The following is a 20,957-nucleotide window of genomic DNA, read 5'->3' on the forward strand; positions in this document are numbered from 1 at the left end:
CGATGCGACGCAGCGGCCCACGACAGCAGGACAACATGACTCTCGCCGAATACAACGCCTTCTGCGCCGCCCTGCCCGCCACCAGCCATGTCGTGCAATGGGGCGGCGCCGATGTCTGGAAGGTCGGCGGCAAGGTGTTCGCGCTCGGTCGCGACGATGCCGAGGGGACGCTGTTCGTCTCGTTCAAATGCTCGCCGCTGGCCTATGAGATGCTGCGCGACGCGCCCGGCTGCAGGCCGGCGCCCTATCTCGCCTCGCGCGGCATGAAGTGGATCCAGCGCTTCTCCGACGAAGGCCTGCCGGACGACGCCTTCCGCGACTATTTGCGCGAGAGCCACCGGCTGGTCGCGGCTGGGCTGACGCGGAAGGTTCGTGCGGAGCTCGGGCTGTCCGTCTGAGTGACGGAATCTTACACCGTCGCCTCGCCCTTCAGCACCGGCACACAGCCGCCGCCGACGGTGGCGCGAATCTCGCCGTCGACGCGCCGTGCCGTGACCTGCAGCAGGCTCGGCCGGCCCATCTCGACGCCCTGCGCGATTTCGAAGGCGATACTGTCCTTGTCGGAGAGCGACAAAGTCAAGGCCGCCAGGGTCGCACTGGCGCTGCCGGTCGCCGGGTCCTCCCAGGTGCCTGCGAGGGGCGCGAACATGCGGGCGCGGACCCTGTCGCCGTCCCAGGCGTAGAAGAAGACCGACAGGCGCTTCTCCAGGGCCGGATAGGCCTGTTCGAGGCGGCGGTAGGCGGCGATGTCCGGCGTCGCCCGCGTCAGCGCCTCCGGCGTGACCTCGGCCAGGACGAACCTGACGCCGACCGAGGCCTGCTGCGGCGGGTGGCGGCCAGTGAGCACATCCTGTACCTCCAGCCCGGCGCAGGCTGCGATCGCGTCAGCCGGCAGCTGGATGCCGAGCGAGAGCGCCTGCGGCGCGGCGATGGTCGCGCCCGTGACCAGCCCGGCGGCATCGCGCGCGACCCGGACTTCGACGAGGCCGGCGAGTTCTTCGAACAGCAGGATACCATCACGGTCCCGGCCATAGCCAGCGAGGACGCAGGCAGTGCCGACATTGGGATGGCCGGCGAAAGGCATCTCGGCGGTGCGATGGAAGATGCGGACGCGCGCCGTGTTGGCCGGATCGCTCGGCGGCAGCACGAAAGTGGTCTCGCTATAGTTCATCTCGGCCGCCAGCGCCTGCATCTCGGCATCGGAGAGGCCGCGCGCATCGGTGAAGACGGCGAGCTGGTTGCCGCCGAAACGGGTATCAGTGAAGACGTCGACGGTCTCGAACGGGTAGGATGGCATGACGGTCTCCGGCGGCCTGATCAGGCGCGGAGACTGCCACCCGACACGGTGCTGGGGAAATCAGGATTCGGAATGCGACCGATCAAGCGGCAGTGGACTCAGGCCCACCAACGCTCGCCGACCGGGAAGCGGCCGGCCGCCTCCTCGATCACCTGGCCGAGCGAGAACAGCGTCTCCTCGTCGAAGGGCCGGCCGATCAGCTGCAGGCCAAGCGGCAGGCCCTGGCTGTCGAGCCCGGCCGGCACGGCGATGCCCGGCAAGCCGGCCATGTTCACCGTCACCGTGAAGACGTCGTTTAGATACATCTCGACCGGGTCGGACGAGCCCTGCTCGCCGATGCCGAAAGCGGAGGACGGCGTCGCCGGCGTCAGCACCGCGTCGATGCCCTGATCGTAGACCTGCTCGAAATCGCGCTTGATCAGCGTGCGCACCTTCTGGGCGCGCAGGTAGTAGGCGTCGTAGTAGCCCGACGAGAGCACATAGGTGCCGATCATGATGCGGCGCCTGACCTCGGCGCCGAAGCCGGCGGCGCGGGTCTTCTCGTACATCTCGATGATGTCGCGGCCCTGCTCGCGCAGGCCGTAGCGGACGCCGTCATAGCGGGCGAGATTGGACGAGGCCTCGGCCGGCGCGACGATGTAATAGGCCGGCAGTGCGTATTTCGTGTGCGGCAGCGAGATCTCGACAATCTCGGCGCCGGCCGCCCTGAGCCAGTCGATGCCCTGCTGCCAAAGCGCGTCGATCTCGGGGTTGAGGCCCTCCAGGCGATACTCCCGGGGTATGCCGATCTTCATGCCTTTGACCGAGCGGCCGACGGAAGCCTCGTAATCCGGCACGGTCCGATCGACCGAGGTGGTGTCCTTCGGGTCGTGCCCGGCCATGGAGCGTAGCATAACAGCGCAGTCGCGCACGGTCTTGCCGATCGGCCCGGCCTGGTCGAGCGAGGAGGCGAAGGCAACGATGCCCCAGCGCGAGCAGCGGCCATAGGTCGGCTTGATGCCGACCGTGCCCGTGAAGGCGGCCGGCTGGCGGATCGAGCCGCCGGTGTCGGTCGCGGTCGCGGCGAGGCAAAGATGCGCGGCCACCGCCGCGGCCGAACCGCCGGACGAGCCGCCCGGCACGAGATGGTTGCCCTCGATCGCGCCGGCCGCCCCTGCCCCGACATTGGAGCCCTGACGCCGCCAGGGATTGACCACCGGACCGAAGGCCGAGCTCTCGTTCGACGAGCCCATGGCGAACTCGTCATTGTTGAGCTTGCCGAGCATGACAGCGCCGTCGCGCCAGAGCTGCGACGAGACGGTCGACTCATAGGGCGGCACGAAATTGCCGAGGATGCGCGAGCACGCAGTGGTGCGCACGCCCTCGGTCGCGAACAGGTCCTTGATGCCGAGCGGCAGGCCTTCGAGCGGACCGGCCTCGCCTTTGGCGAGCCTCTCATCGGCGGCGGCGGCCTGCTTCAACGCATGCTCAGGCGTCTCCAGCACATAGGCGTTGAGCGCGCGCGCCTGCTCGACGGCGGCAATATGCGCCTTGGCGAGCTCGGTGGCGGAGAACTGCTTGGCCTTAAGCCCTTCGCGGGCTTCGGTCAGGGTCAGGCGGTTGAGATCGGTCACGGGAAAAATCCGTAAAACGTATAGGAACGGGCGATGAGGGTGAGCGGAACGCCTCAGGCGCTCACTCGATCACCTTTGGCACCATGAAATAATCGTCCTCGGTGGCCGGCGCGTTGGCGACGATCTCGGCGGCGATCTCGCCGTCATTGACCACGTCCTGGCGCTTCTTCATCACCATCGGGGTGACCGAGGTCATCGGCTCGACGCCGGAGACGTCGACCTCGTTGAGCTGCTCGACGAAGCCGAGGATGGCATTGAGCTCGCCTTGCAGCTTCGGCACATCCGCATCATCGACGGCGATGCGCGAGAGATGCGCGACGCGTTTGACGGTGGCGGCATCGACCGACATGGGCGGGCTCCTGCTGGGATCGGCGCAACGGCGCCGGTAATGGTTCGCCAGCGCTATAGCGCGCGGACCGCCAGTAAGTCAGCACTTACTTGCGGCCCGCCGGTTGCGCACGGCCGACAATGACGGCGGCGTCAGACCGCCACCGCCTTGCCCTTCTCCGGCACCAGCGCCTCGACGCCGCTGCCCTTCAGCCCCTCGACGAAGACCGCCGCGTCCTGGGCGATGATCGGGAAGGAGCCGTAATGGCAGGGAATCGCGAGCTTCGGCTTGACGAAGCGGGTCATCGCCAGCGCCGCCGTCTTCGCCCCCATGGTGAAGCGGTCGCCGATCGGGCAGATGCAGGCCTCTACGCCGTGGATCTCGGCGAGCAGGGCCATGTCGGAGAAGATGTCGGTGTCGCCCATATGCCAGAGCGTCTTCTCACCGGGTGCCTTGATGATCGCGCCATTGGCGTTGCCGACCGGGACGGTCACGCCCGCCTCGCCCATGCCGGCGGAATGATCGGCCCTGACGAGCGTCACCGAGAAGGCGCCGAGATCGACGCTGCCGCCGGTGTTCATCGGCTGGAATTTTTTCAGCCCCTTGGAGGCAAGATGCATGCACAGATCGTAATTGGTGATCACGGTGGCGTCGTTCGCCGCGGCGATCGCGAGCGTGTCGCCGACATGGTCGCCATGGCCATGGGTGACGACGATATGGCTGACGCCCTTGCCGGCCGCGGCGGCATCGCCCTCGAAAGCCGGATTTCCGGTGAAGAATGGGTCGATCAAGACCGAGGCGCCGGGCAGGTCGAGCCGAAACGCCGAATGGCCGAACCAGGTGAGCTGCATGATGGTCTCCGCGAATGGCGACTGGACAGCGCCTGTCTAGGCCGGCGAGATGGCGTAGCCAAGCCGGCCCGAACCCGGAGCACTCTACCATGACCGATGCAGCCACCCTCGCCCGCCGGATCGCGCAAGGACGCGGCGACGAGCCGGCCGATCTCGTGATCCGCGGCGCGCAGCTGTTCGACCTCGCTACGGGCGATCTCACCCCGACCGATATCGCGCTCTGCGGCGACACCGTCGTCGGTACCCATGGCCGCTACGAAGGCAAGGCGAGTTTCGATGCGACCGGCCTGATCGCGGTGCCGGGCTTCATCGACACGCATCTGCATGTCGAATCCTCGCTGGTGACGCCGTTCGAATTCGAGCGCTGCGTGCTGCCGCACGGCGTGACCACCGCAATCTGCGACCCGCACGAGATATCAAACGTGCTCGGCGCCGAGGGCATCCGCTATTTCCTCGAATGTGCGCAGGCGATGCGTATGGATCTGCGCGTCCAGCTCTCGAGCTGCGTGCCGGCGACGCATCTGGAGACGGCTGGCGCTGCCCTGGAAGCCGCAGACCTCACCCCGTTCATGGATCATCCCAAGGTGATCGGCCTCGCCGAGTTCATGAACTTCCCCGGCGTGCTGCATCGCGATCCCGGCTGCCTCGCCAAGCTCGAAGCCTTTTCGCATCGGCATATCGACGGCCACGCGCCGCTGGTGCGTGGGCTCGACCTCAACGGCTATCTCTCTGCCGGCATCCGTACCGACCACGAGACCACGACCGCCGAGGAGGCCCGCGAGAAGCTCGCCAAGGGCATGGCGATCCTGATCCGCGAGGGTTCGGTCTCGAAGGACCTGCATGCGCTGATCCCGCTGATCACGCGCGACGCCTCGCCTTTCCTCGCCTTCTGCACCGACGACCGCAACCCGCTGGATATCGCCGAGGAAGGCCATCTCGACTTCATGATCCGCACCGCGATCGCCCATGGTGCGGATGTGCTCGCGACCTATCGCACGGCGAGCCTGTCGGCGGCGCGGAATTTCGGCCTGTTCGACCGCGGCTTCATCGGCCCGGGCAAGCGCGCCGACATCGTGCTGGTCGACGATCTCGCCGCCTGTCGTGTCAAACAAGTGTTCGCCGGCGGCCGGCTGGTCGAGAGCGCCCTCTTCGCCGACCGGAAGGCGGTTCCGCCCGTCGGCCTCGCCAGCGTCCGCAGCCGCAAGCTCGCGCCGGAGGATTTCGCGGTGAAGGCACGCGAGGGCGAGACGCCGGTGATCGGCGTCGTGCCGGGCCGCATCATCACTGAGCGGCTGTCCATGCGGCTGCCGGCGAAAGACGGTGCCGCCCTGCCCGATCTCGCTCAGGATGCGGTCAAGGTCACCGTGATCGAGCGCCATGGCCGCAATGGCGGCATCGCCAGCGGTTTCGTCCATGGCTTCGGCATGAAGCACGGCGCCATCGCCTCATCGGTCGGCCATGACAGCCATAATCTCTGCGTCGTCGGGGTCGACGAAGCCTCGATGGCGGCAGCCGCCAACCGGTTGATCGAGACCGGCGGCGGCTTCGCTGTGGCCGACGGCGGCAAGGTCACGGCCGATCTGGCGCTGCCTGTCGCCGGGCTGATGAGCGACCAGCCCTTCGAGACGGTGCGGCATGAGCTGGAAGGCCTGCGTGCGGCGGCGAAGGCGCTCGGCGTCGTGCTGGCCGAACCCTTCCTGCAAGTCGCCTTCCTGACACTGCCGGTGATCCCGCATCTCAAGATCACCGACAAAGGCCTTGTTGATGTTGATCGATTCGATTTCGTATGAGCCTCGCTATCATTCTCGGGCGAAGCGGAGCGGAGACCCGAGAATCTCGTGACGCGATGGCGATCAGAGCCTCAACCTGCCTGAGATGCTCGGGTCAAGCCCGAGCATGACGGCTTACTTTAGAGATCGATCTCGATCCCCTCGGCGCGCGCCTTCGCGCGCAACCCCAGCCGCCTGACACCCGGCAGCCGCGTTCCAGGCTGCTCCTCGATCGCATGCGTCAGCAGCTTCATCCGCTCGGCGAACCAGTTGCCGCCCATGCTCGCCGGGTCGATGGCGAGGATGAGCTGGCCGGTATCGGGCGGGCCGCCCTTGTCGTCGAGAAAGGACGAGGCCTGGAAGGCGAAATGGGTGCCGACCAGCGCCGCGGCGAGGATCTCGACCATCATGGCGAGCGTAGCACCCTTGGCATCGCCGAGCGGCACCATGGTGCCGGCGATCGCCGCAGCCGGGTCGGTCGTCGGCTTGCCGGCCGCGTCGAGCGCCCAGCCCTCGGGGATCGCCTCACCCTTCTGCCTGGCGGCGACGATCGGTCCGCGCGCCACCTTGGACAGCGCCATGTCGATGACTAGCGGCTCCCGGCCGGCCAGCGGCGCGGCAAAAGCGATCGGATTGGTGCCAAAGACGGCCTTCGCCCCGCCCCAGGGCGCCATCGCGCCGGGCGTGTTGGCGAAGAGCAGCGCGACGAGGCCCTGCTCTGCCAGCCGCTCGACATGCAGGCCGGCGGCGCCACAATGGTTCGAGCGGCGGATAGGAGCGGCGGCGATGCCCTGCTTCCGGGCGATCTCGGGCAGTTCGATTACGGCAAGGTCGATCGCCGGATAGGCGAAGCCGTGCGCGGCGTCGATCGCCAGCACGCTGGGCTTGGGCTGGCGTGCGATCGGCACGGCCTGGCCGTCGATCTTGCCGGAGCGCAGCATGGAGAGATAGGTCGGCACGCGCGACAGGCCATGGCCCTTCAGCCCGTCGGCTTCAGCCATGACCAGCGCCAGCGCGACGGAAGCCGCATTGGCGGGCGAGGCGCCGGCCTCGATGAAAAGGTCCGCGACCTTCTGCTCGGCCGCTTCCAGCGAGAGCTTGGTCATGCCCTGCCCTCCAGCGCCGCCATGACCCGCTCGGCGACGAGACCGGAGACGCGCCCGTTCGATTCCACCGTATTGCCGGCGATGTGCGGCGTCAGGATCAGATTGGGCGTGCCGGCGAAAAGTTTTGCGCCATCGGCCTTGAGCGGCTCCTGCTCGAAGACGTCGAGGGCCGCGCCGCCAAGGCGGCCGCCCTTCAGCGCCGCGACCAGCGCCGCCTCGTCCATGATGCCGCCGCGCGCCGCGTTGATCAGGATCGCATCGGGCTTCATCGTCGCGAAGGCCGCCTCGCCGATCAGCCCACGTGTCTCGGGCGTCAGCGGCAGATGGATCGAGATCACGTCGGAGGTCGCAAGCAGCGCCTCTAGATCGAGCCTCTCGGTGCCCTGCCAGACAGGCGAATCGACAGGAACATAGGGGTCATAGGCGGAAACCGTCATGCCGAGCGCCCTGGCATGCTGCGCCGCATCGCGGGCGATCGCGCCGAAGCCGACCAAGCCCATGCGCTTGCCGGCAATCTCGCGCCCGATCAGCTTGGTCTTCGGGAATTCGCCAGCAAGCATGGCGGCATTGGCGAAATAGGCGCCGCGCAGCAGCGTCATCGCCGTGCCGATCACATACTCGACCACGGAAAGGCTGTTGGCGCCGGTCGCCGGAAAGACCTGGATGCCGCGGGCCGAGCAGGCGTCCATATCGATATTGTCGAGGCCGACGCCGAGCCGGCCGACGACCTTCAGGTTCTTGGCGCCAGCCAGCAGCGCGCCGCGAACCTGCGTCTGATTGCGCACGATCAGCGCCGGGATGTCGGCGACCAGGCGCGCGAGCTCGTCGGGCTTGCCGAAGAGGTCGGGGTCGTGATGCACGCTGTAGCGCGCCTTCAGGGCCGCCACCGCCGCCTTGTCCATGAATTCGGTGATGACGATATCGGTCATGGCTGTTTCCGCTGTGGGGTCCAATCAGCCGAGCAGGATGATCCCGCCCGTGGCGACGACGAGGATGACGAGGCTGGTGCCGATGACCACGGCGAGATGGCGCCAGCCGAGCCGGGCCATCGCCGCGATCGAGGTTCCCAAGCCGAGCGCAGCGATCGCGATCAGCAGGCCCCAGCGCGAGACTTCGAGCAGGATATCGCGGATCGGCAGGTAGACTCCGGCAAGGCCCGTCTGCGTGCTCAACACACTGTTGACCACGCACATGATCAGGAAGACGAAGGCGAAGACCGGGACCGGCACCTTGGCGTCGCCATGGGTCTCGCCATGGCGCGTCAGCCACCAGCCGACGATCAGCACTGAAGGCAGCAGCAGGAAGACCCGGAAGAGCTTGACGATGACAGCCGCGTTCGCCGCCTCGTCCGAGACGGCCTGGCCGGCGCCGACCACCTGCGCGACGTCGTGGATGGTCGCTCCCAGCATCACGCCGGTCTGCTGCTGCGAGAGGCCGAGCCAGACGCAGAGCAGCGGATAGGCCAGCATCGCGATCGTCGCGAGCACGTTCATCGCGATCACGGTGAAGGCGGTGTCGGCGGCCTTGTTCTTGTAGTCGGGCACGACCGTCGATGTCGCGAGCGCGGCCGAGGCGCCGCAGACCGCCGTCGCGACACCGCCGAGCGCACCGACACCGGGCTCGCGGCCGAGCAGCCGCGCCAGCACGAAACCGGTGACGATGGTCACGACCATGGAGAGGACGACGAGCACTGCGGTGCCCAGGCCGAGGGCGATGATGTCGCCGAGCGCAACGCGCAGGCCGAGCAGCGCGATCGCCCAGCGCAGCAGCTTCTTGACGCAGAAGGTCATGCCCGGCGCAAAGCGCTGCGTGTTCGCGACCGGATGCATGATCATGCCGATCACCAGCGCGATGACCACCGCGGGGATGCCGACGCGCCCGCCGGCGAGCTGCTTCAGGACGGGCTCGGCCAGCACGGAGGCGATCGCCACCACCGTCGAGAGCGCGATGCCCGGGAGGAGCGGGCCAAGGCCTTTCGCCAGGCGCGGGACGGCTGCTTCGGTCATGACTGCAAATCGATCCGGTACATCAGGCGCTCCCCGGGTCCGTAGAACCGAGCAACGAAACTCTCAACGAAACGCCCGTCATTCTTCTCGATGATCCGCCGCGAGGCCGCATTGTCGGCGTCGCAGGTGATCGTGACGAAGGGCAGGCCAATAGTGCGGGCCTCGGCCAGCACGGCCGCCAGGGCGGCGCTGGCATAGCCGTTGCCGGCATGACCCGGCAGGACGGTGTAGCCAACATGGCCAAGCACATGCGACGGCAGCTGCGTGATCGGCCTGCCAGCCTCGTCCTCCTGCCAGCGCAGGTTGATGCTGCCGACGAAAGGACGCTCCGGCTGGCCGGTTGCGATGATCCAGCGGGTGATGCCCGGCAGTCGATCGACTTCGCTGCCGTCATGCATGCGAATCTTGCCGCCGCGCCCATTCAGCCCGGCAAGGAAGGCGTCAGGATCGCTCGCGATCGCCGCGAGCTGCTCGGGCGCGACGTCGCGCATCGTGTTCGGCGACCAGCCCGCTTCCAAGGCACGGACATAGGCGGGCAACACGTCCCGCCCCGGCGCATGCAATGAAACAACCCTGGAAACGATCCCGTCCGACACTTCTCTCGTCTCGTCGCGCCCGGAGACGCTGCTCCTCAGGCGCTGCGGTATAGCTTGGTCATCGAGAACTCGCGATGGCCGAGCGCTTCGGCTGCCGTGAGGCGGCCATTCGCGGTGCGCACGATGTTCTCGATCAGCGCATCGCCGGCCTGCGGGATGGTGAGGTCACGCCGCAGGATGCCGGAGACGTCGACGTCGATGTGCTCGGGCATGGTGCGCATGGTCTTCGGGTTGCCGGTGATCTTGATGACCGGGACGATCGGGTTGCCGATGACGTTGCCCTGCCCGGTCGGGAAGGTGTGCACGACATAGCCGCCCGCCGCCATCAGGGTCACGCACTCGGCCGCAGCCGAGGAGGTGTCCATGTAGTAGAGGCCGGGCCCCTTCTCCGGCGCCTGCGCCGGCTCGAGGATGTCGATGAACTTGCACTCGCGACCGATCTTCTCGAGGTTGCCGAGCGCCTTCTCCTCGATCGTGGTCAGGCCGCCGGCGATGTTGCCCTTGGTCGGCTGCGAATCGGAGAGGTCGTCGGTCTTGTGGGCCTCGATGACGTCGTCCTGATAGGCCTTCCACATCTTGTACCAGCGCTCGCCGACCTCCGGCGTCGCCGCGCGCGCCTTGCACAGGTGCTCCGCGCCGGTGATCTCCGAGGTCTCGCCGAAGACGCCATAGACGCCGCGCGGGATCCACTTGTCGTACATGTTGCCGACGGTCGGGCAGGAGGACAGGCCCGTCGTGGTGTCCGACTCACCGCATTTGGTCGAGACCCAAAGTTCCTCGATGCCGCACTTGGTGCGTTGCAGCTCGGTCGCCCACTGCACGAACTCCTTGGCAACATAGGAGGCCTTGGCGATCGTCGCGATGTCGCCATGGCCCTCGATACCGAAGCCGACCACCGGCTTGCCGGTCTTGGCGATGCCGTCGACGACGCGCTTGGTCCAGCCGTCCTCGATGCCGATGACGACGACGGCGGCGACGTTCGGGTTCGAGCCGGTGCCGATCAGGGTGCGGAAATGGACCTCGAGGTCCTCGCCGAACTGCAGGCGGCCGTAGGCGTGCGGAATCGCCAGCGTGCCCTTGATGTTGTTGGCGACGGCCTCGCAGGCAGCGTTGGAGAGGTCGTCGAGCGGCAGCAGCAGCACATGGTTGCGCACGCCGACGCGGTCGTTCTCGCGGCGCCAGCCCAGGAAGGAATCGAGGCTGCGGCCGGTCGGGCGCTTGACGAAGGGCGTCTTGAACTCGGGCGCCTCGATCTTGCGGCCCTTCACCCTGGCGAGCTTGCCTTTGACGAGGTCGAAATTGGCGACGATGGAGGACATTGGCGTTTCCTGGATGGTTGCGGGCTCGACCTGGCGGGAGCCCGGAGATCGGGATGGACGACTGCCGGCGCTTACCAGCGCCGAGTGCTCACCAACGTTTTGTCTTGGCGTTGTGAACGTGGAGATGTTCGCCCTGCTTCACGTCGGCGACGGCCTTGCCGATGTCCTGGCCGTATTTCCAGATCGTGTCGCCCTTCTTGATGTCCTTCAGCGCGACCTTGTGGCCGATCGGGATGTCCATCTTCGCGGCGAGACGGAAGTCGGAATTGTCATGCGTGACGACACAGAGCATGTCGGTCCCGGCCTTCAGGCCCTCGACGACGACGACGCCGACCGTGTCCTCCTTCTCATGCACCAGCAGATGCGGTTTGCTCATGGCGAACTCCCCTGAACCGATTTCGTGACCTGCACGCCGACCCATTGCGAAATCGGGCTCGACGTGGCGGCGCCCAAGTCTTATATAAGACATATGAGTGTGCACAAGCTCGAAATCGCAGGGCCGCCACGCGAGTCCGACACGCCGGAGACGCTGGGCTTCCGGCCGCTTTATCGGCAGGTGAAGGCGATCTTCGTGCGCAGGCTCATGGATGGCGTCTGGGCGCCTGGAGCGGTGCTGCCGAGCGAAGGCCAGCTCGCCGCCGAGATCGGCGTCAGCCAGGGCACGGTGCGTAAGGCACTCGACGAGCTCGCCGCCGAGAACCTGGTCGTGCGACGCCAGGGTCGCGGCACCTTCGTCGCCGAGCATGACGAGCGCCGTATCCTGTTCCAGTTCTTCAAGCTGGCGCCGGACCAAGGTTCGCCGCGCTTCCCCGACAGCGTCGTCCTCTCGGTGACGACCGCCCTGGCCAGCGAGGCCGAGCGCGCGGCACTGGATCTGGCGGAGGATGCTGGGGTCATCCGCATCCGCCGGCAGCGCGCTTTCGACGGCGCGCCGCTGATCGTCGAGACGCTCAGCCTGCCGCAGCAGCTTTTTCCCGGGCTGGAGAACGGGCCGATCCCGAACAATCTCTACAGCCTGTATGCGGGGCACTACGGTATCACCATCGCCAATGCGCGCGAGCGGCTGAAGGCGGTGGCGCTCTGCGCTGAAGACGCCGCGGCTCTCGGTGTTCAAGCCGGCGAACCGGCCCTGCAGATCGACCGCATCGCCCTGTCGCTCGACGGCACGCCCGTCGAGCACAGGCTCAGCCTGTGCCTGACCCAGGAGGTTCACTACCTGTCGGACCTGCGCTGAGCCGCCCCCGCGCTTCACAGCCGCATCAGAGCGCCGATCGATCGTAATCGACGCATCATCAGTTTGTTGCCAAACATTTCTAAAGTTTCGCTCGAACAGAGCGTTCCAAGCTCGAGGACCAGATGGCCCGAGATTTCGACCAAGCCGACGCAGAGCGGCCGCCACACCGGAGGAAACGAATGATCGCCCATTTCCGCAGATTCCTCATGACGCGCCGCGGCGCCCTCGCGGGGCTGTTCCTGCTGGGGTTAAGCACGCCGGCACTCGCCCAGAGCTTCCCGAGCAAGCCGATCACCTTGATCGTCCCCTTCGCCGCAGGCGGCCCAAGCGACGTAATCGCCCGCCTGCTCGGCGAGCATATGGGCCGCACCCTCGGCCAGCAGATCATCGTCGAGAACATCGCCGGCGCTGGCGGGACGGCGGGCGCCAAACGCTTGGTTTCAGCCGCGCCCGATGGCTACACGTTGCTGATCCATCATCTCGCGCTTGCCGCAGCGCCGGCGCTCTACAGCAATCTCGGCTACGAGACACAGACTGCCTTCGCGCCGGTCGGCCTCGTCAACACCGGCCCGATGGTGATCGCCGGCAAGCTCGCTTTGCCTCCTGTCGACGGCAAGGCCTTCTTCCCTTACGCGAAGCAGCAGGCCGAGAAGCTCACCGTCGCCCATGCCGGTATCGGTTCGAACGCGCATCTGTGCGCCGTGCTGATCTCACAGGCACTGAGCGTCAAGCTCGCCCAGGTCGCCTATCGCGGCACGGGACCGGCGATGAACGACCTCGTCGGCGGCCAGGTCGACGTGCTCTGCGACCAGTCGACCACGGCGGTGCCGCAGATTCAGTCCGACAAGATCCGCGCCTATGCCGTGACCTCGCCCGAGCGGCTCGGCGTGCTGCCGAACGTGCCGACCTCGCGCGAAGCCGGCACCGAGATCGACATGACGATCTGGCATGGACTCTACGCCCCGAAGGGCACGCCGGCAGCGGCACTCGACAAGCTGAACGGCGCATTGCAGGCGGCACTGAAGGACCCGGCCGTGCTCGAGCGCTTCAAGGCAGTCGGCACCAGCGCCTTCCCGGCGGCGGAATGGACGCGCGAAGCCCACGGCAAGCGCTTCGCCGCCGAGGTCGCCAAATGGAGCGCGGCTTTGAAGGCCGCCGGCCTGACGCCGCAGAACGCCAACTGACTCGGGCGGGCCGCTCGCCTGTACGGGCGGCCCGTGCTACCGGCAGCGGATGACCAACCTTGTCGCGCTCGACCACTTCCTGGCATTGCCGGAGCAGGCCCGCCTGCTCGGGCTCGATCTCGGGACCAAGACGATCGGGCTCGCCCTCTCCGATGTCGAGCGCCGGATCGCAACACCGCTGGAGACGATCCAGCGCGTCAAGTTCAAGCTGGATGCGGCGGCACTGCTGAAAGTGGCGGAGAAGCACGCCATCGCCGGCCTCGTGATCGGCCTGCCGCTCAACATGGACGGAAGCGAGGGGCCGCGTGTCCAGTCGACCCGGGCCTTCGTGCGCAACCTCGCGCCGCTGACGACGCTGCCGATCGTGTTCTGGGACGAGCGGATGTCGACGCTCGCGGTCACCCGCACCTTGCTCGACGCCGACGCCTCGCGTGCCCGGCGTGCCGCCGTCGTCGACAAGATGGCGGCCGCGTACATCCTGCAGGGGGCGCTCGACCGACTCGCTCGCCTCGCATCGGATGGAAGCGAGCCGGGAGAGGACTGGGCTACGGAATGACGTAGCCGCGCTTGATCGCCTTCTTCTGCGCGTCGCGGTGATTCTTGAGCGCCTGCTTCTGGTCTTCAATGCTCATCCGGTTGACCGGATTGCCGCGGCCATAGCCGCCGCCGTAGCCATTGTCCCCGCGATAGCCGCGGTCACGCCGGCCCTGATCATAGCCACGATCGTAGCCGCGATCATAGCCACGGTCGTAGCGGGGGCGATCGCGGCGGCCATAGCCATCGTCATAGTACTGGGCCACAGCAGTGCCGGACCAGAACGCCGCCAGGGCGACCGCGCCACAGCCGGACAGCAGCGTCTTGAACGAGGGTTTCATCGTCTTTCTCCAAGGTCGACAAGGCAACGGCTCCGGGATCGGAGCCGCGGGTTCCCGTACGCCGTGAAAAGGGCCGCCGCCGTCGAGCGACGGAAGCGACCCTTCAAAGCTTAAACTTCAGGCGTTCAGAATTGATTAAGGCTGTTGCCCTGGCCGGATCTCAGCGATAGCTGCCGCCAGCCGGGTCCCGGATATTGTCGGGATAGTAGCCGTAGGAGCGCGGCGCATAATAGCGCCGCGGCGCCACATAAACCGGCTCCTCGTAGACATAGCGCGGCTCATAGCCATAGCCGTCATCATAGCCATAGACCGGCTCGGCATAGCGCGGCCGGCTCGCCGCGATTGCCGCGGCGCCGAGGATGCCGAGGCCGACTCCTGCCGCGATCGCCGCGCCGCGATTATTACCGCGCCAGCCGCGACGATAATACTGAGAATAGTCGACCTGTGCCGCATCGAGGCGGCTCTTGTCGAAGCTGACCGAACGGGTCTCGCCCGCCATGACGGGGGTCAGACCCGCCGCCAGAATGCTGCCGGTGACGGCGAGCGTCACGAGGAAGCGACTCTTTCCGAAAGCTGACATGGCATTCTCCTTGAGGGCGGATGTCCGCCTTGACGCCCGATTTAGCTCGCCCCGGTTGAACCGGGCCTGAACCAATCGCGGCTGAATTGCGACCGCCGAGGAACGCGCAGATCAGGAAAACGTTCCATCACAAGAAAATTTTATGCACGCAGTGATTGCATTATTGGAAAGCGAGTAGCAAGAATAGAGCCTATCGAACACCGGTTCGTTCCCGGGCTGAAGCGACCGCGAGGCCAGATAAGATGAGGAAAGCAACGTCACGTCGTATCAAGGAGGATAAAATCTATCCGGATGACAGTCGCTTGCCCCGAGTTTCCCGCCTAAGCCGCAGCGCCGTGCCCTCCCCTGGCCCGCACAGGATGGATGCGCTTGCGCGCATGCAACTTGAAGTTGCTTCGTATATCGAAGAGATCAGCATCGAACTCGGCGCGATGGCCAAGGCCGCACAACTCAGCAGCCTCGCCTATTTCGTCGACATGCTGCGGCTCGAAGCTGTGATCAATCGCCGAACCTGCCAATTGCAGCTCGGCGAGGCAACCGACCCTGACAAAACTGTTTAGGCAAACATGTCCTTTGCAGATTATTAAATCATAGGTTGCGATACTATCGATCAGCAACCTGACGGGAGTGCCTCATGCCGGCTCCTCCGACGACCGATGCTTACGCTTCCAGCGACCATGTGGCTTCTCGGAGCTTGTACGTCCTTGGCGAACCTGAGGCTCTCGCGCTTCAGCTGCTCGTCGAGAAGAGAGCGCGACAACGCGACCTTCAGCGCGATGTGGCAGTCAAGGCGGCCAAGATGCTGGCCGAACTCGGGACTCAGGCTCGCGCAGCCGATCTTGATCTGCTCGGCACCTTCCTGGAACTTGCGGCGGTAGAAGCCGAGCGGGAGCGTTGCCGTTGGGGCGAGGCGACGGACCGATAATTCCTCAGCCGCCAGTTCATGCCAGCCGTGAGAGCGTGCCGCCGGCGTGCCGTTGCACTACGCCTTCCAGTTCCAGTTCGAGCAGTATTTGGCTGACTTCACGTGCGGGCTGGCCGCTGGCGCGAACAAGGTCGTCCATCGCCATCGGTGTCGAGCCGATCAGATCGAGCAATCGCCGGCGCGGCACGTCCTCGGTGATGTCCTGTGGCGGCAGCAACTCACGCTCGAACTCGGTTTTCGGCGCAGGCAACACGTCCGGCAAGTCCAATTCGTCCCAAAGCGGTTCCTGGCGGCGCCCAGGCTCCCCCTCTTCACGAACGAGAATCGGCGCAGGCCCGAACAGGTCGTCGCGCCTCAGCATCGGCGACAGCGCATCGATGACATGAGCCGCCTCGGCGCAGAGAATTGCGCCCTCGCGAATCAGGTGATTGCCGCCCTCAGCCCGCGGATCGAGCGGCGATCCGGGCACGGCGAAGACCTGGCGCCCCTGCTCATTGGCAAAGCGCGCGGTGATCAGCGAGCCGGATTTGCGCGCCGCCTCGACCACCACCGTACCGAGCGCCAGACCCGAGACCAGGCGGTTGCGGCGCGGGAAATCGCGCCCGCGCGGCACCCAGCCGAGCGGCATCTCGCTCAGCGCCGCGCCGCGCTCGCGGATGCGGTCCAGCAAAGGGATGTTCTGCGGCGGATAGACCTCGTCGAGTCCGCCGGCGAGCACCGCGACTGTGCCGCTTTCCAGGCTGGCCTGATGCGCGGCGGTATCGATGCCGCGAGCCAGGCCGGAGACGATGACGAAGCCGGCCTCGCCCAGTTCGCGTGCCAGGGTCGCGGTGAACTTCAACCCGGCGGCGGACGCATTGCGCGATCCGACCAATGCGATGCAAGGGCGATTGAGCGCCGCCGGATCACCATCGATTGCAATCAGCGGCGGGGCCGAATCGATCGCCTGCAGCGGCACCGGATAGGCCGCCTCCCCCAGCGCGATGAGATGGGCGCCGCGCCGCCGTAGCGCCTCGAATTCACGCTCGGCCTCGGCAGGCGTGCACAGCCGGAGCGTCCGCCCGGCCTGCCGGCCGAGCTCCGGCAAGGCGTCGAGCGCTCCGGCTGCGCCACCGAAACGGTTGACCAGGGTACGAAAGGTGCGCGGGCCGATGCTCTCGCTGCGGATCAGGCGGAGCCAGTCGAGGCGTTGCCGGTCGTCGAGAGCGAAACCGGCCATCGGCATTCAGCCCTTCTGCCCGATCTTGCCCTCGCGGCCGGAGAGCAGTCTCGCGATGTTCTCGCGATGCATGAACCAGAGGAGCAAAGCGAGGACGGCCATCAGCCCGGCCATCTGCACATCGCGCACCCAGAACCAGAGCAGCAGCGGCGTCAGCAGGCTGGCGATCAGGGCCGAGAGCGAGGAATATTTGGAGAGATAGGCGATGCTGAGCCAGACCGCGGCGAAGATCAGCGCGATCGACCACTTCAGCCCGATCAGGATGCCGAGAAAGGTCGCGACCCCCTTGCCGCCCTTGAAGCGCAGCCAGACCGGGAAGATATGGCCAAGGAAGGCGCCGAGGCCGGCAGCCAACGCCGCCCCCTTGCCGCCGAGGAGCCAGCCGGCAAGCAGGACCGCGGCCGTCCCCTTCAGCATGTCGCCAAGTAGCGTCAGCGCCGCCAGCTTCTTGTTGCCGGTCCGCAGGACATTGGTCGCGCCGATATTGCCGGAGCCGATCGTGCGCAGATCCGGCCCGCCTGCGAGCCGGGTCAGGATGATGCCGAACGGGATCGAGCCGCAGAGATAGCCGAGGACGAGCGCCGCAAGCCCCATTGGGCCTGGAAACGTCCAAGCGAACGCCTCAGCCATACAACCTCCCCTGCCCGCCTTAGCTGAGCTTAAGCTGCTTCGCCGCGATAGACCACCCGGCCACCGACGAAGGTCGCCTGCACCAGCCCCTGCAGCCGCGCCTCGTCGAAGGGCGAGTTCTTGGCGCGCGATTTGAGCTTGCGCTTGTCGACGACGAAGGGCGCGTCGATGTCGATCAAGGCGAGATCGGCCGGTGCGCCTGCCACGAGGCGGCCACAACCCAGGCCCAGCAGTTCGGCCGGCCGGCTCGACAAGGCGGCGAACAGCGAGGCAAGGCCGATCTGCTCGCCGTGATAGAGCCTGAGCGCCGCCGGCAGCAGCGTTTCGATACCGAGCGCGCCATTTGCGGCCTCGGCGAAGGGCTGGCGCTTGGTCTCGACATCCTGCGGGTCGTGGTCGGAGACGATGACGTCGACCAGACCCTCGGCTACCGCCGCGATCATCGCCAGCCGCTCGTCCTCGTGCCGGAGCGGCGGCGAGACCTTGCAGAAGGTGCGGTACTCGCCGACATCGTTCTCGTTCAGGCAGAGATTGTTGATCGAGACGCCGCAGGTGACGGAAAGCCCGTCCTCCTTGGCCCGGCGGATCAGGTCAAGCGAATCCGAGCAGGAGATCATGGCGGCGTGGTAGCGGGCGCCGGTGGCCCTGGCGAGGCGCAGATCGCGCTCCAGCATCACCGTCTCGGCCTCGTGCGGGATGCCCGGCAGGCCCTTGCGGCTGGCGAACTCGCCCTCGTTCATCACGCCGGAGCCGCGCAAATCGGGGTCTTCGACATGGTTCATCAGCAGCGCGTCGAAATCGCGGGCGTAGATCATGGCGCGGCGCATGAGCTGCGGGTTGCGCACGCCGTTGGCGCCGTCGCTGAAGGCGACCGCGCCGGCCTCGAGCAGCAGGCCGAACTCGGTGATCTCCTTGCCGGCCAGCCCCTTGGTCAGCGCTGCCGCCGGCAGGACATTGACGATCGCCTTGTCGCGGGCGCGGCGCTTGATGAAGTCGATCACTGAGGGGTCGTCGATCGGCGGATCGGTGTCCGGGCGGCAGATCACCGTGGTGACGCCGCCTGCTGCTGCGGCCTGCGAACCGGTTCCCAGCGTCTCGCGGAATTCGGCGCCGGGCTCGCCGAGAAAGGCGCGCAGGTCGACGAGGCCAGGCGCCAGAACGAGGCCGCGCGCCTCTTCCACCTCGATACCGGCGGGCAGCTCCGGGCGATCGCCGCCCCAGTGGACATCGGCGATCAGCCCGTCGCGGATCAGGACGCTGCCGACGCCGTCGCGGCCGGAGGCCGGATCGACCAGCCGCGCGCCGAGGATCGCAACGTCGCCACTCTGCCCGCTGCCGTCAGCCATCGCTACGCTCGACCCCGTTTTCGCGCTCGCGGCGCTGCGTGAAGACATAGTGCCAGAACCCGACCAGCCCCCAGATGCCGACGCACAGGAGCGCGCCGAGCAGCACAATCAGCCAGGTCCAGGCCGAACGCGGCTCGGCATAGACGAAGCCGGCCACGACCAGGAGATAGAGTCCGACGAAGACAATCCGAGCCCGGCGCATCTGACGTAGCAGCCAGGCGAGGAAGAGCTCCATCAGGCTCAACCATTCGGGAGATGCTGCGCAAGCGCATCGAGCACCGCCATGCGCACGGCGACGCCCATCTCGACCTGCTCGCGGATCAGCGACTGGGCGCCGTCGGCGACCTCGGAAGAGATCTCGACGCCGCGATTCATCGGGCCGGGATGCATGACGAGCGCGTCGGGCGCCGCCAGCGAGAGCTTCTCGCGGTCGAGCCCGAAATAGCGGAAATACTCCTTCGAGGACGGCACGAAGGCGCCGTTCATGCGTTCGAGCTGCAGGCGCAGCATCATCACGATGTCGACGCCCTCCAGCCCCTTCTTCATGTCGCGGAAGACCTCGACCCCCATGCGCTCGACACCGGTCGGCAGCAGGGTCGAGGGCGCGATCAGGCGCACCTTGGCGCCAAGCGCGCTGAGCAGGATGATGTTGGAGCGGGCGACGCGCGAATGCACGATATCGCCGCAGATCGCGACGGTCAGCCCGGCGATGCGGCCCTTGTTGCGGCGGATCGTCAGAGCGTCGAGCAGCGCCTGTGTCGGATGCTCATGGGCGCCGTCGCCGGCGTTGACGACCGAGCAGTCGACCTTGCGGGCGAGCAGGTTGACCGCGCCGGCGGCGTGATGACGCACCACCAGGATGTCGGGCCGCATCGCGTTCAGCGTCGCGGCGGTGTCGATCAGCGTCTCGCCCTTCTTCACCGAGGAGGAGCCGACCGACATGTTCATCACATCGGCGCCGAGGCGCTTGCCGGCGAGCTCGAACGAGGCTTGCGTCCGCGTCGAGGGTTCGAAGAACAGGTTGATCTGGGTGCGTCCGCGCAGCGTCGCGGTTTTCTTCTCAATCTGCCGCGATAGCGCGACATAGGTCTCGGCGCGCTCGAGCAGCGCCTCGATATCCAAATGAGACAGCCCCTCGATCCCGAGGAGGTGCCGGTGCGGATAGAGCGGTGCGGGCGATGTCATTTGAAGACCGCTGTTTAGGGGCGAGTCGTGGCCGGCGCAAGGCAGCGGACGAACTTGCTGTGGAGCTTCGTCACTCCGCCTTCAGCGCGTAGACATGCTGCTCGCCCGGAAACTGCCGGCTGCGCACCTCGGCGGCATAGGTATGCACCGCTTCGCGCGCCTGCCCGGCGAGATCGCCATAGGTCTTGACGAATTTCGGCACGCGGCCGGTGAGGCCGAGCATGTCGTCGAGGACGAGGACCTGGCCGTCACAGGCCGCCGAGGCGCCGATGCCGATGGTCGGAATCGCGATCCGGTCGGTGATCTCGGCCGCCAGCGGCTCCGCAACCGCCTCGATCACCAAGGAGAACGCACCCGCGTCGGCTATCGCCGTGGCATCGGCGATAATCGCCGGCCATTCCGCCTTGCTGCGCCCCTGCGCCTTGTAGCCGCCGAGCGTGTTGACCGCCTGCGGCGTCAATCCGACATGGCCCATCACCGGCACGCCGCGCTCGACGAGGAAGCGCACCGTCTCGGCCATCCTCTGGCCGCCCTCGAGCTTGACCGCCCCTGCCCCGGTCTCCTTGAGCAGCCGGGCGGCATTGCGGAAGGCCTGCTCCCGGCTTTCCTCATAGCTCCCGAAGGGCATATCGATCACGACAAGCGAGCGCGTCGTGGCGCGCGTCACCGCCTGGCCATGCAGGCTCATCATCTCCAGCGTCACCGGGACAGTGCTGTCGAGCCCGTAGACGACCATGCCGAGCGAGTCGCCGACCAGCGCCACGTCCGCAACCTCGTCGACGATCCGTGCCATCGGCGCGGTATAGGCGGTCAGCGCGACGAGCGGCTCGCCGCCCTTGCGCCCGCGTATGTCGAGAGAGGTCAGCCGGGTTGTCCGGTTCTGCGACGACATGC

At 66.8% G+C, this 20,957-nt stretch carries 26 protein-coding genes; 7 read left to right on the forward strand and 19 right to left on the reverse strand.

The genetic code is table 11. The annotated features are described in order from the left end of the window. Positions 1–35: 35 nt before the first annotated feature. On the forward strand, positions 36–398 hold the full coding sequence (locus AC07O0_RS08165) for an MmcQ/YjbR family DNA-binding protein (RefSeq protein WP_494621764.1): 363 nt from the start codon (positions 36–38) through the stop codon (positions 396–398). A gap of 11 nt (positions 399–409) precedes the next feature. On the opposite strand, the gene AC07O0_RS08170 is transcribed toward AC07O0_RS08165, so the two are convergent. The 4 genes from AC07O0_RS08170 to AC07O0_RS08185 all read right to left on the reverse strand — a co-directional run bounded on the left by AC07O0_RS08170 (position 410) and on the right by AC07O0_RS08185 (position 4,089). Continuing rightward, positions 410–1,297, reverse strand: coding sequence for a PhzF family phenazine biosynthesis protein (locus AC07O0_RS08170; RefSeq protein ID WP_494621766.1), 888 nt, complete (start codon positions 1,295–1,297; stop codon positions 410–412). Positions 1,298–1,395: 98 nt separating this feature from the next. Then, complete coding sequence (gene gatA, locus AC07O0_RS08175; protein WP_494621768.1) at positions 1,396–2,910, reverse strand: Asp-tRNA(Asn)/Glu-tRNA(Gln) amidotransferase subunit GatA; 1,515 nt, start codon at positions 2,908–2,910, stop codon at positions 1,396–1,398. A gap of 61 nt (positions 2,911–2,971) precedes the next feature. Beyond that, positions 2,972–3,259: an Asp-tRNA(Asn)/Glu-tRNA(Gln) amidotransferase subunit GatC gene (gene gatC / locus AC07O0_RS08180; protein ID WP_454027448.1), complete on the reverse strand. Its 288-nt coding sequence runs from the start codon at positions 3,257–3,259 to the stop codon at positions 2,972–2,974. Positions 3,260–3,390: 131 nt separating this feature from the next. Further along, positions 3,391–4,089, reverse strand: coding sequence for a metal-dependent hydrolase (locus AC07O0_RS08185; RefSeq protein WP_494621770.1), 699 nt, complete (start codon positions 4,087–4,089; stop codon positions 3,391–3,393). A gap of 89 nt (positions 4,090–4,178) precedes the next feature. Here AC07O0_RS08185 and ade point away from each other — a divergent pair, with 89 nt between their 5' ends. Then, on the forward strand, positions 4,179–5,879 hold the full coding sequence (gene ade / locus AC07O0_RS08190; protein WP_494621772.1) for an adenine deaminase: 1,701 nt from the start codon (positions 4,179–4,181) through the stop codon (positions 5,877–5,879). Positions 5,880–5,998: 119 nt separating this feature from the next. Here ade and AC07O0_RS08195 read toward each other — a convergent pair whose 3' ends face one another. From AC07O0_RS08195 to AC07O0_RS08220, 6 genes are all read right to left on the reverse strand, one after another. Further along, the gene (locus AC07O0_RS08195) at positions 5,999–6,964 is read right to left on the reverse strand and encodes an Ldh family oxidoreductase (RefSeq protein WP_494621774.1); all 966 of its coding nucleotides are present in this window, start codon (positions 6,962–6,964) and stop codon (positions 5,999–6,001) included. Continuing rightward, a complete protein-coding gene (locus AC07O0_RS08200; protein ID WP_494621776.1) occupies positions 6,961–7,893 on the reverse strand; it encodes a hydroxyacid dehydrogenase in 933 nt (310 codons plus the stop codon). Before AC07O0_RS08200 ends, AC07O0_RS08195 begins: the two co-directional genes overlap by 4 nt. A gap of 24 nt (positions 7,894–7,917) precedes the next feature. After that, positions 7,918–8,970, reverse strand: coding sequence for a YeiH family protein (locus AC07O0_RS08205; protein ID WP_494621778.1), 1,053 nt, complete (start codon positions 8,968–8,970; stop codon positions 7,918–7,920). Then, positions 8,967–9,566: a GNAT family N-acetyltransferase gene (locus AC07O0_RS08210; protein ID WP_494621780.1), complete on the reverse strand. Its 600-nt coding sequence runs from the start codon at positions 9,564–9,566 to the stop codon at positions 8,967–8,969. Before AC07O0_RS08210 ends, AC07O0_RS08205 begins: the two co-directional genes overlap by 4 nt. Positions 9,567–9,601: 35 nt before the next feature. Beyond that, the gene (locus AC07O0_RS08215) at positions 9,602–10,885 is read right to left on the reverse strand and encodes a UxaA family hydrolase (RefSeq protein WP_494621782.1); all 1,284 of its coding nucleotides are present in this window, start codon (positions 10,883–10,885) and stop codon (positions 9,602–9,604) included. Positions 10,886–10,973: 88 nt separating this feature from the next. Further along, a complete protein-coding gene (locus AC07O0_RS08220) occupies positions 10,974–11,261 on the reverse strand; it encodes a UxaA family hydrolase (protein WP_494621784.1) in 288 nt (95 codons plus the stop codon). A gap of 99 nt (positions 11,262–11,360) precedes the next feature. Here AC07O0_RS08220 and AC07O0_RS08225 point away from each other — a divergent pair, with 99 nt between their 5' ends. After that, positions 11,361–12,119 (forward strand): GntR family transcriptional regulator, encoded by a 759-nt coding sequence (locus AC07O0_RS08225; RefSeq protein WP_494621786.1) that lies wholly within the window; start codon positions 11,361–11,363, stop codon positions 12,117–12,119. Positions 12,120–12,133: 14 nt separating this feature from the next. Here the strand turns inward: AC07O0_RS08225 and AC07O0_RS08230 are convergent, their stop codons facing one another. Further along, on the reverse strand, positions 12,134–12,310 hold the full coding sequence (locus AC07O0_RS08230; protein ID WP_494621788.1) for a hypothetical protein: 177 nt from the start codon (positions 12,308–12,310) through the stop codon (positions 12,134–12,136). 15 nt (positions 12,311–12,325) lie between these two features. Between AC07O0_RS08230 and AC07O0_RS08235 the strand changes: the two genes are divergently transcribed. Both AC07O0_RS08235 and ruvX read left to right on the forward strand, forming a co-directional pair. Further along, the gene (locus AC07O0_RS08235; RefSeq protein ID WP_494621790.1) at positions 12,326–13,303 is read left to right on the forward strand and encodes a tripartite tricarboxylate transporter substrate-binding protein; all 978 of its coding nucleotides are present in this window, start codon (positions 12,326–12,328) and stop codon (positions 13,301–13,303) included. A 49-nt stretch (positions 13,304–13,352) separates the two neighbouring features. Continuing rightward, positions 13,353–13,859 (forward strand): Holliday junction resolvase RuvX, encoded by a 507-nt coding sequence (ruvX, locus tag AC07O0_RS08240; RefSeq protein ID WP_494621792.1) that lies wholly within the window; start codon positions 13,353–13,355, stop codon positions 13,857–13,859. On the opposite strand, the gene AC07O0_RS08245 is transcribed toward ruvX, so the two are convergent. Continuing rightward, positions 13,849–14,178: a hypothetical protein gene (locus tag AC07O0_RS08245; protein ID WP_494621794.1), complete on the reverse strand. Its 330-nt coding sequence runs from the start codon at positions 14,176–14,178 to the stop codon at positions 13,849–13,851. The two genes, ruvX and AC07O0_RS08245, sit on opposite strands and share 11 nt — an antisense overlap. A gap of 160 nt (positions 14,179–14,338) precedes the next feature. Next, a complete protein-coding gene (locus AC07O0_RS08250) occupies positions 14,339–14,758 on the reverse strand; it encodes a hypothetical protein (RefSeq protein ID WP_494621796.1) in 420 nt (139 codons plus the stop codon). 242 nt (positions 14,759–15,000) lie between these two features. Between AC07O0_RS08250 and AC07O0_RS08255 the strand changes: the two genes are divergently transcribed. Together AC07O0_RS08255 and AC07O0_RS08260 are read left to right on the forward strand one after the other, a co-directional pair. Next, positions 15,001–15,318, forward strand: a complete 318-nt coding sequence (locus tag AC07O0_RS08255; RefSeq protein ID WP_494621798.1) for a hypothetical protein — start codon at positions 15,001–15,003, stop codon at positions 15,316–15,318. Between the two features lie 74 nt (positions 15,319–15,392). Then, positions 15,393–15,683, forward strand: coding sequence for a hypothetical protein (locus AC07O0_RS08260; RefSeq protein ID WP_494621800.1), 291 nt, complete (start codon positions 15,393–15,395; stop codon positions 15,681–15,683). Between the two features lie 16 nt (positions 15,684–15,699). On the opposite strand, the gene dprA is transcribed toward AC07O0_RS08260, so the two are convergent. The 6 genes from dprA to panB all read right to left on the reverse strand — a co-directional run bounded on the left by dprA (position 15,700) and on the right by panB (position 20,955). Further along, positions 15,700–16,908: a DNA-processing protein DprA gene (gene dprA, locus AC07O0_RS08265; protein ID WP_494621802.1), complete on the reverse strand. Its 1,209-nt coding sequence runs from the start codon at positions 16,906–16,908 to the stop codon at positions 15,700–15,702. Beyond that, positions 16,909–17,532 carry a glycerol-3-phosphate 1-O-acyltransferase PlsY gene (gene plsY, locus AC07O0_RS08270; RefSeq protein WP_494621804.1) on the reverse strand — a complete coding sequence of 208 codons (624 nt, stop codon included), beginning with the start codon at positions 17,530–17,532 and terminating at the stop codon, positions 16,909–16,911. It lies immediately after the preceding gene. A gap of 29 nt (positions 17,533–17,561) precedes the next feature. Further along, a complete protein-coding gene (pyrC, locus tag AC07O0_RS08275; RefSeq protein ID WP_494621806.1) occupies positions 17,562–18,878 on the reverse strand; it encodes a dihydroorotase in 1,317 nt (438 codons plus the stop codon). Further along, complete coding sequence (locus AC07O0_RS08280; protein WP_454027430.1) at positions 18,871–19,113, reverse strand: hypothetical protein; 243 nt, start codon at positions 19,111–19,113, stop codon at positions 18,871–18,873. Before AC07O0_RS08280 ends, pyrC begins: the two co-directional genes overlap by 8 nt. 5 nt (positions 19,114–19,118) lie before the next feature. Then, on the reverse strand, positions 19,119–20,063 hold the full coding sequence (locus AC07O0_RS08285) for an aspartate carbamoyltransferase catalytic subunit (protein WP_494621808.1): 945 nt from the start codon (positions 20,061–20,063) through the stop codon (positions 19,119–19,121). Positions 20,064–20,133: 70 nt separating this feature from the next. Next, a complete protein-coding gene (gene panB, locus AC07O0_RS08290; protein WP_494621810.1) occupies positions 20,134–20,955 on the reverse strand; it encodes a 3-methyl-2-oxobutanoate hydroxymethyltransferase in 822 nt (273 codons plus the stop codon). Positions 20,956–20,957: the final 2 nt, after the last annotated feature.

This window comes from Allobosea sp. GW821-FHT10B12, assembly GCF_059415545.1.

Excerpts from the sequence above, each read along its gene's own strand:
- AC07O0_RS08185 (WP_494621770.1), bottom strand. The coding sequence starts at position 4,089 with ATGCAGCTCACCTGGTTCGGCCATTCGGCGTTTCGGCTCGACCTGCCC.
- ade (WP_494621772.1), top strand. The coding sequence starts at position 4,179 with ATGACCGATGCAGCCACCCTCGCCCGCCGGATCGCGCAAGGACGCGGC.
- AC07O0_RS08195 (WP_494621774.1), bottom strand. The coding sequence starts at position 6,964 with ATGACCAAGCTCTCGCTGGAAGCGGCCGAGCAGAAGGTCGCGGACCTT.
- AC07O0_RS08215 (WP_494621782.1), bottom strand. The coding sequence starts at position 10,885 with ATGTCCTCCATCGTCGCCAATTTCGACCTCGTCAAAGGCAAGCTCGCC.
- AC07O0_RS08205 (WP_494621778.1), bottom strand. The coding sequence starts at position 8,970 with ATGACCGAAGCAGCCGTCCCGCGCCTGGCGAAAGGCCTTGGCCCGCTC.
- dprA (WP_494621802.1), bottom strand. The coding sequence starts at position 16,908 with ATGCCGATGGCCGGTTTCGCTCTCGACGACCGGCAACGCCTCGACTGG.
- pyrC (WP_494621806.1), bottom strand. The coding sequence starts at position 18,878 with ATGGCTGACGGCAGCGGGCAGAGTGGCGACGTTGCGATCCTCGGCGCG.
- AC07O0_RS08165 (WP_494621764.1), top strand. The coding sequence starts at position 36 with ATGACTCTCGCCGAATACAACGCCTTCTGCGCCGCCCTGCCCGCCACC.
- AC07O0_RS08280 (WP_454027430.1), bottom strand. The coding sequence starts at position 19,113 with ATGGAGCTCTTCCTCGCCTGGCTGCTACGTCAGATGCGCCGGGCTCGG.
- AC07O0_RS08235 (WP_494621790.1), top strand. The coding sequence starts at position 12,326 with ATGACGCGCCGCGGCGCCCTCGCGGGGCTGTTCCTGCTGGGGTTAAGC.
- AC07O0_RS08250 (WP_494621796.1), bottom strand. The coding sequence starts at position 14,758 with ATGTCAGCTTTCGGAAAGAGTCGCTTCCTCGTGACGCTCGCCGTCACC.
- AC07O0_RS08285 (WP_494621808.1), bottom strand. The coding sequence starts at position 20,063 with ATGACATCGCCCGCACCGCTCTATCCGCACCGGCACCTCCTCGGGATC.
- panB (WP_494621810.1), bottom strand. The coding sequence starts at position 20,955 with ATGTCGTCGCAGAACCGGACAACCCGGCTGACCTCTCTCGACATACGC.
- AC07O0_RS08230 (WP_494621788.1), bottom strand. The coding sequence starts at position 12,310 with ATGGGCGATCATTCGTTTCCTCCGGTGTGGCGGCCGCTCTGCGTCGGC.
- gatC (WP_454027448.1), bottom strand. The coding sequence starts at position 3,259 with ATGTCGGTCGATGCCGCCACCGTCAAACGCGTCGCGCATCTCTCGCGC.
- AC07O0_RS08260 (WP_494621800.1), top strand. The coding sequence starts at position 15,393 with ATGCCGGCTCCTCCGACGACCGATGCTTACGCTTCCAGCGACCATGTG.
- ruvX (WP_494621792.1), top strand. The coding sequence starts at position 13,353 with ATGACCAACCTTGTCGCGCTCGACCACTTCCTGGCATTGCCGGAGCAG.
- AC07O0_RS08255 (WP_494621798.1), top strand. The coding sequence starts at position 15,001 with ATGAGGAAAGCAACGTCACGTCGTATCAAGGAGGATAAAATCTATCCG.
- AC07O0_RS08245 (WP_494621794.1), bottom strand. The coding sequence starts at position 14,178 with ATGAAACCCTCGTTCAAGACGCTGCTGTCCGGCTGTGGCGCGGTCGCC.
- AC07O0_RS08220 (WP_494621784.1), bottom strand. The coding sequence starts at position 11,261 with ATGAGCAAACCGCATCTGCTGGTGCATGAGAAGGAGGACACGGTCGGC.
- plsY (WP_494621804.1), bottom strand. The coding sequence starts at position 17,532 with ATGGCTGAGGCGTTCGCTTGGACGTTTCCAGGCCCAATGGGGCTTGCG.
- AC07O0_RS08170 (WP_494621766.1), bottom strand. The coding sequence starts at position 1,297 with ATGCCATCCTACCCGTTCGAGACCGTCGACGTCTTCACTGATACCCGT.
- AC07O0_RS08200 (WP_494621776.1), bottom strand. The coding sequence starts at position 7,893 with ATGACCGATATCGTCATCACCGAATTCATGGACAAGGCGGCGGTGGCG.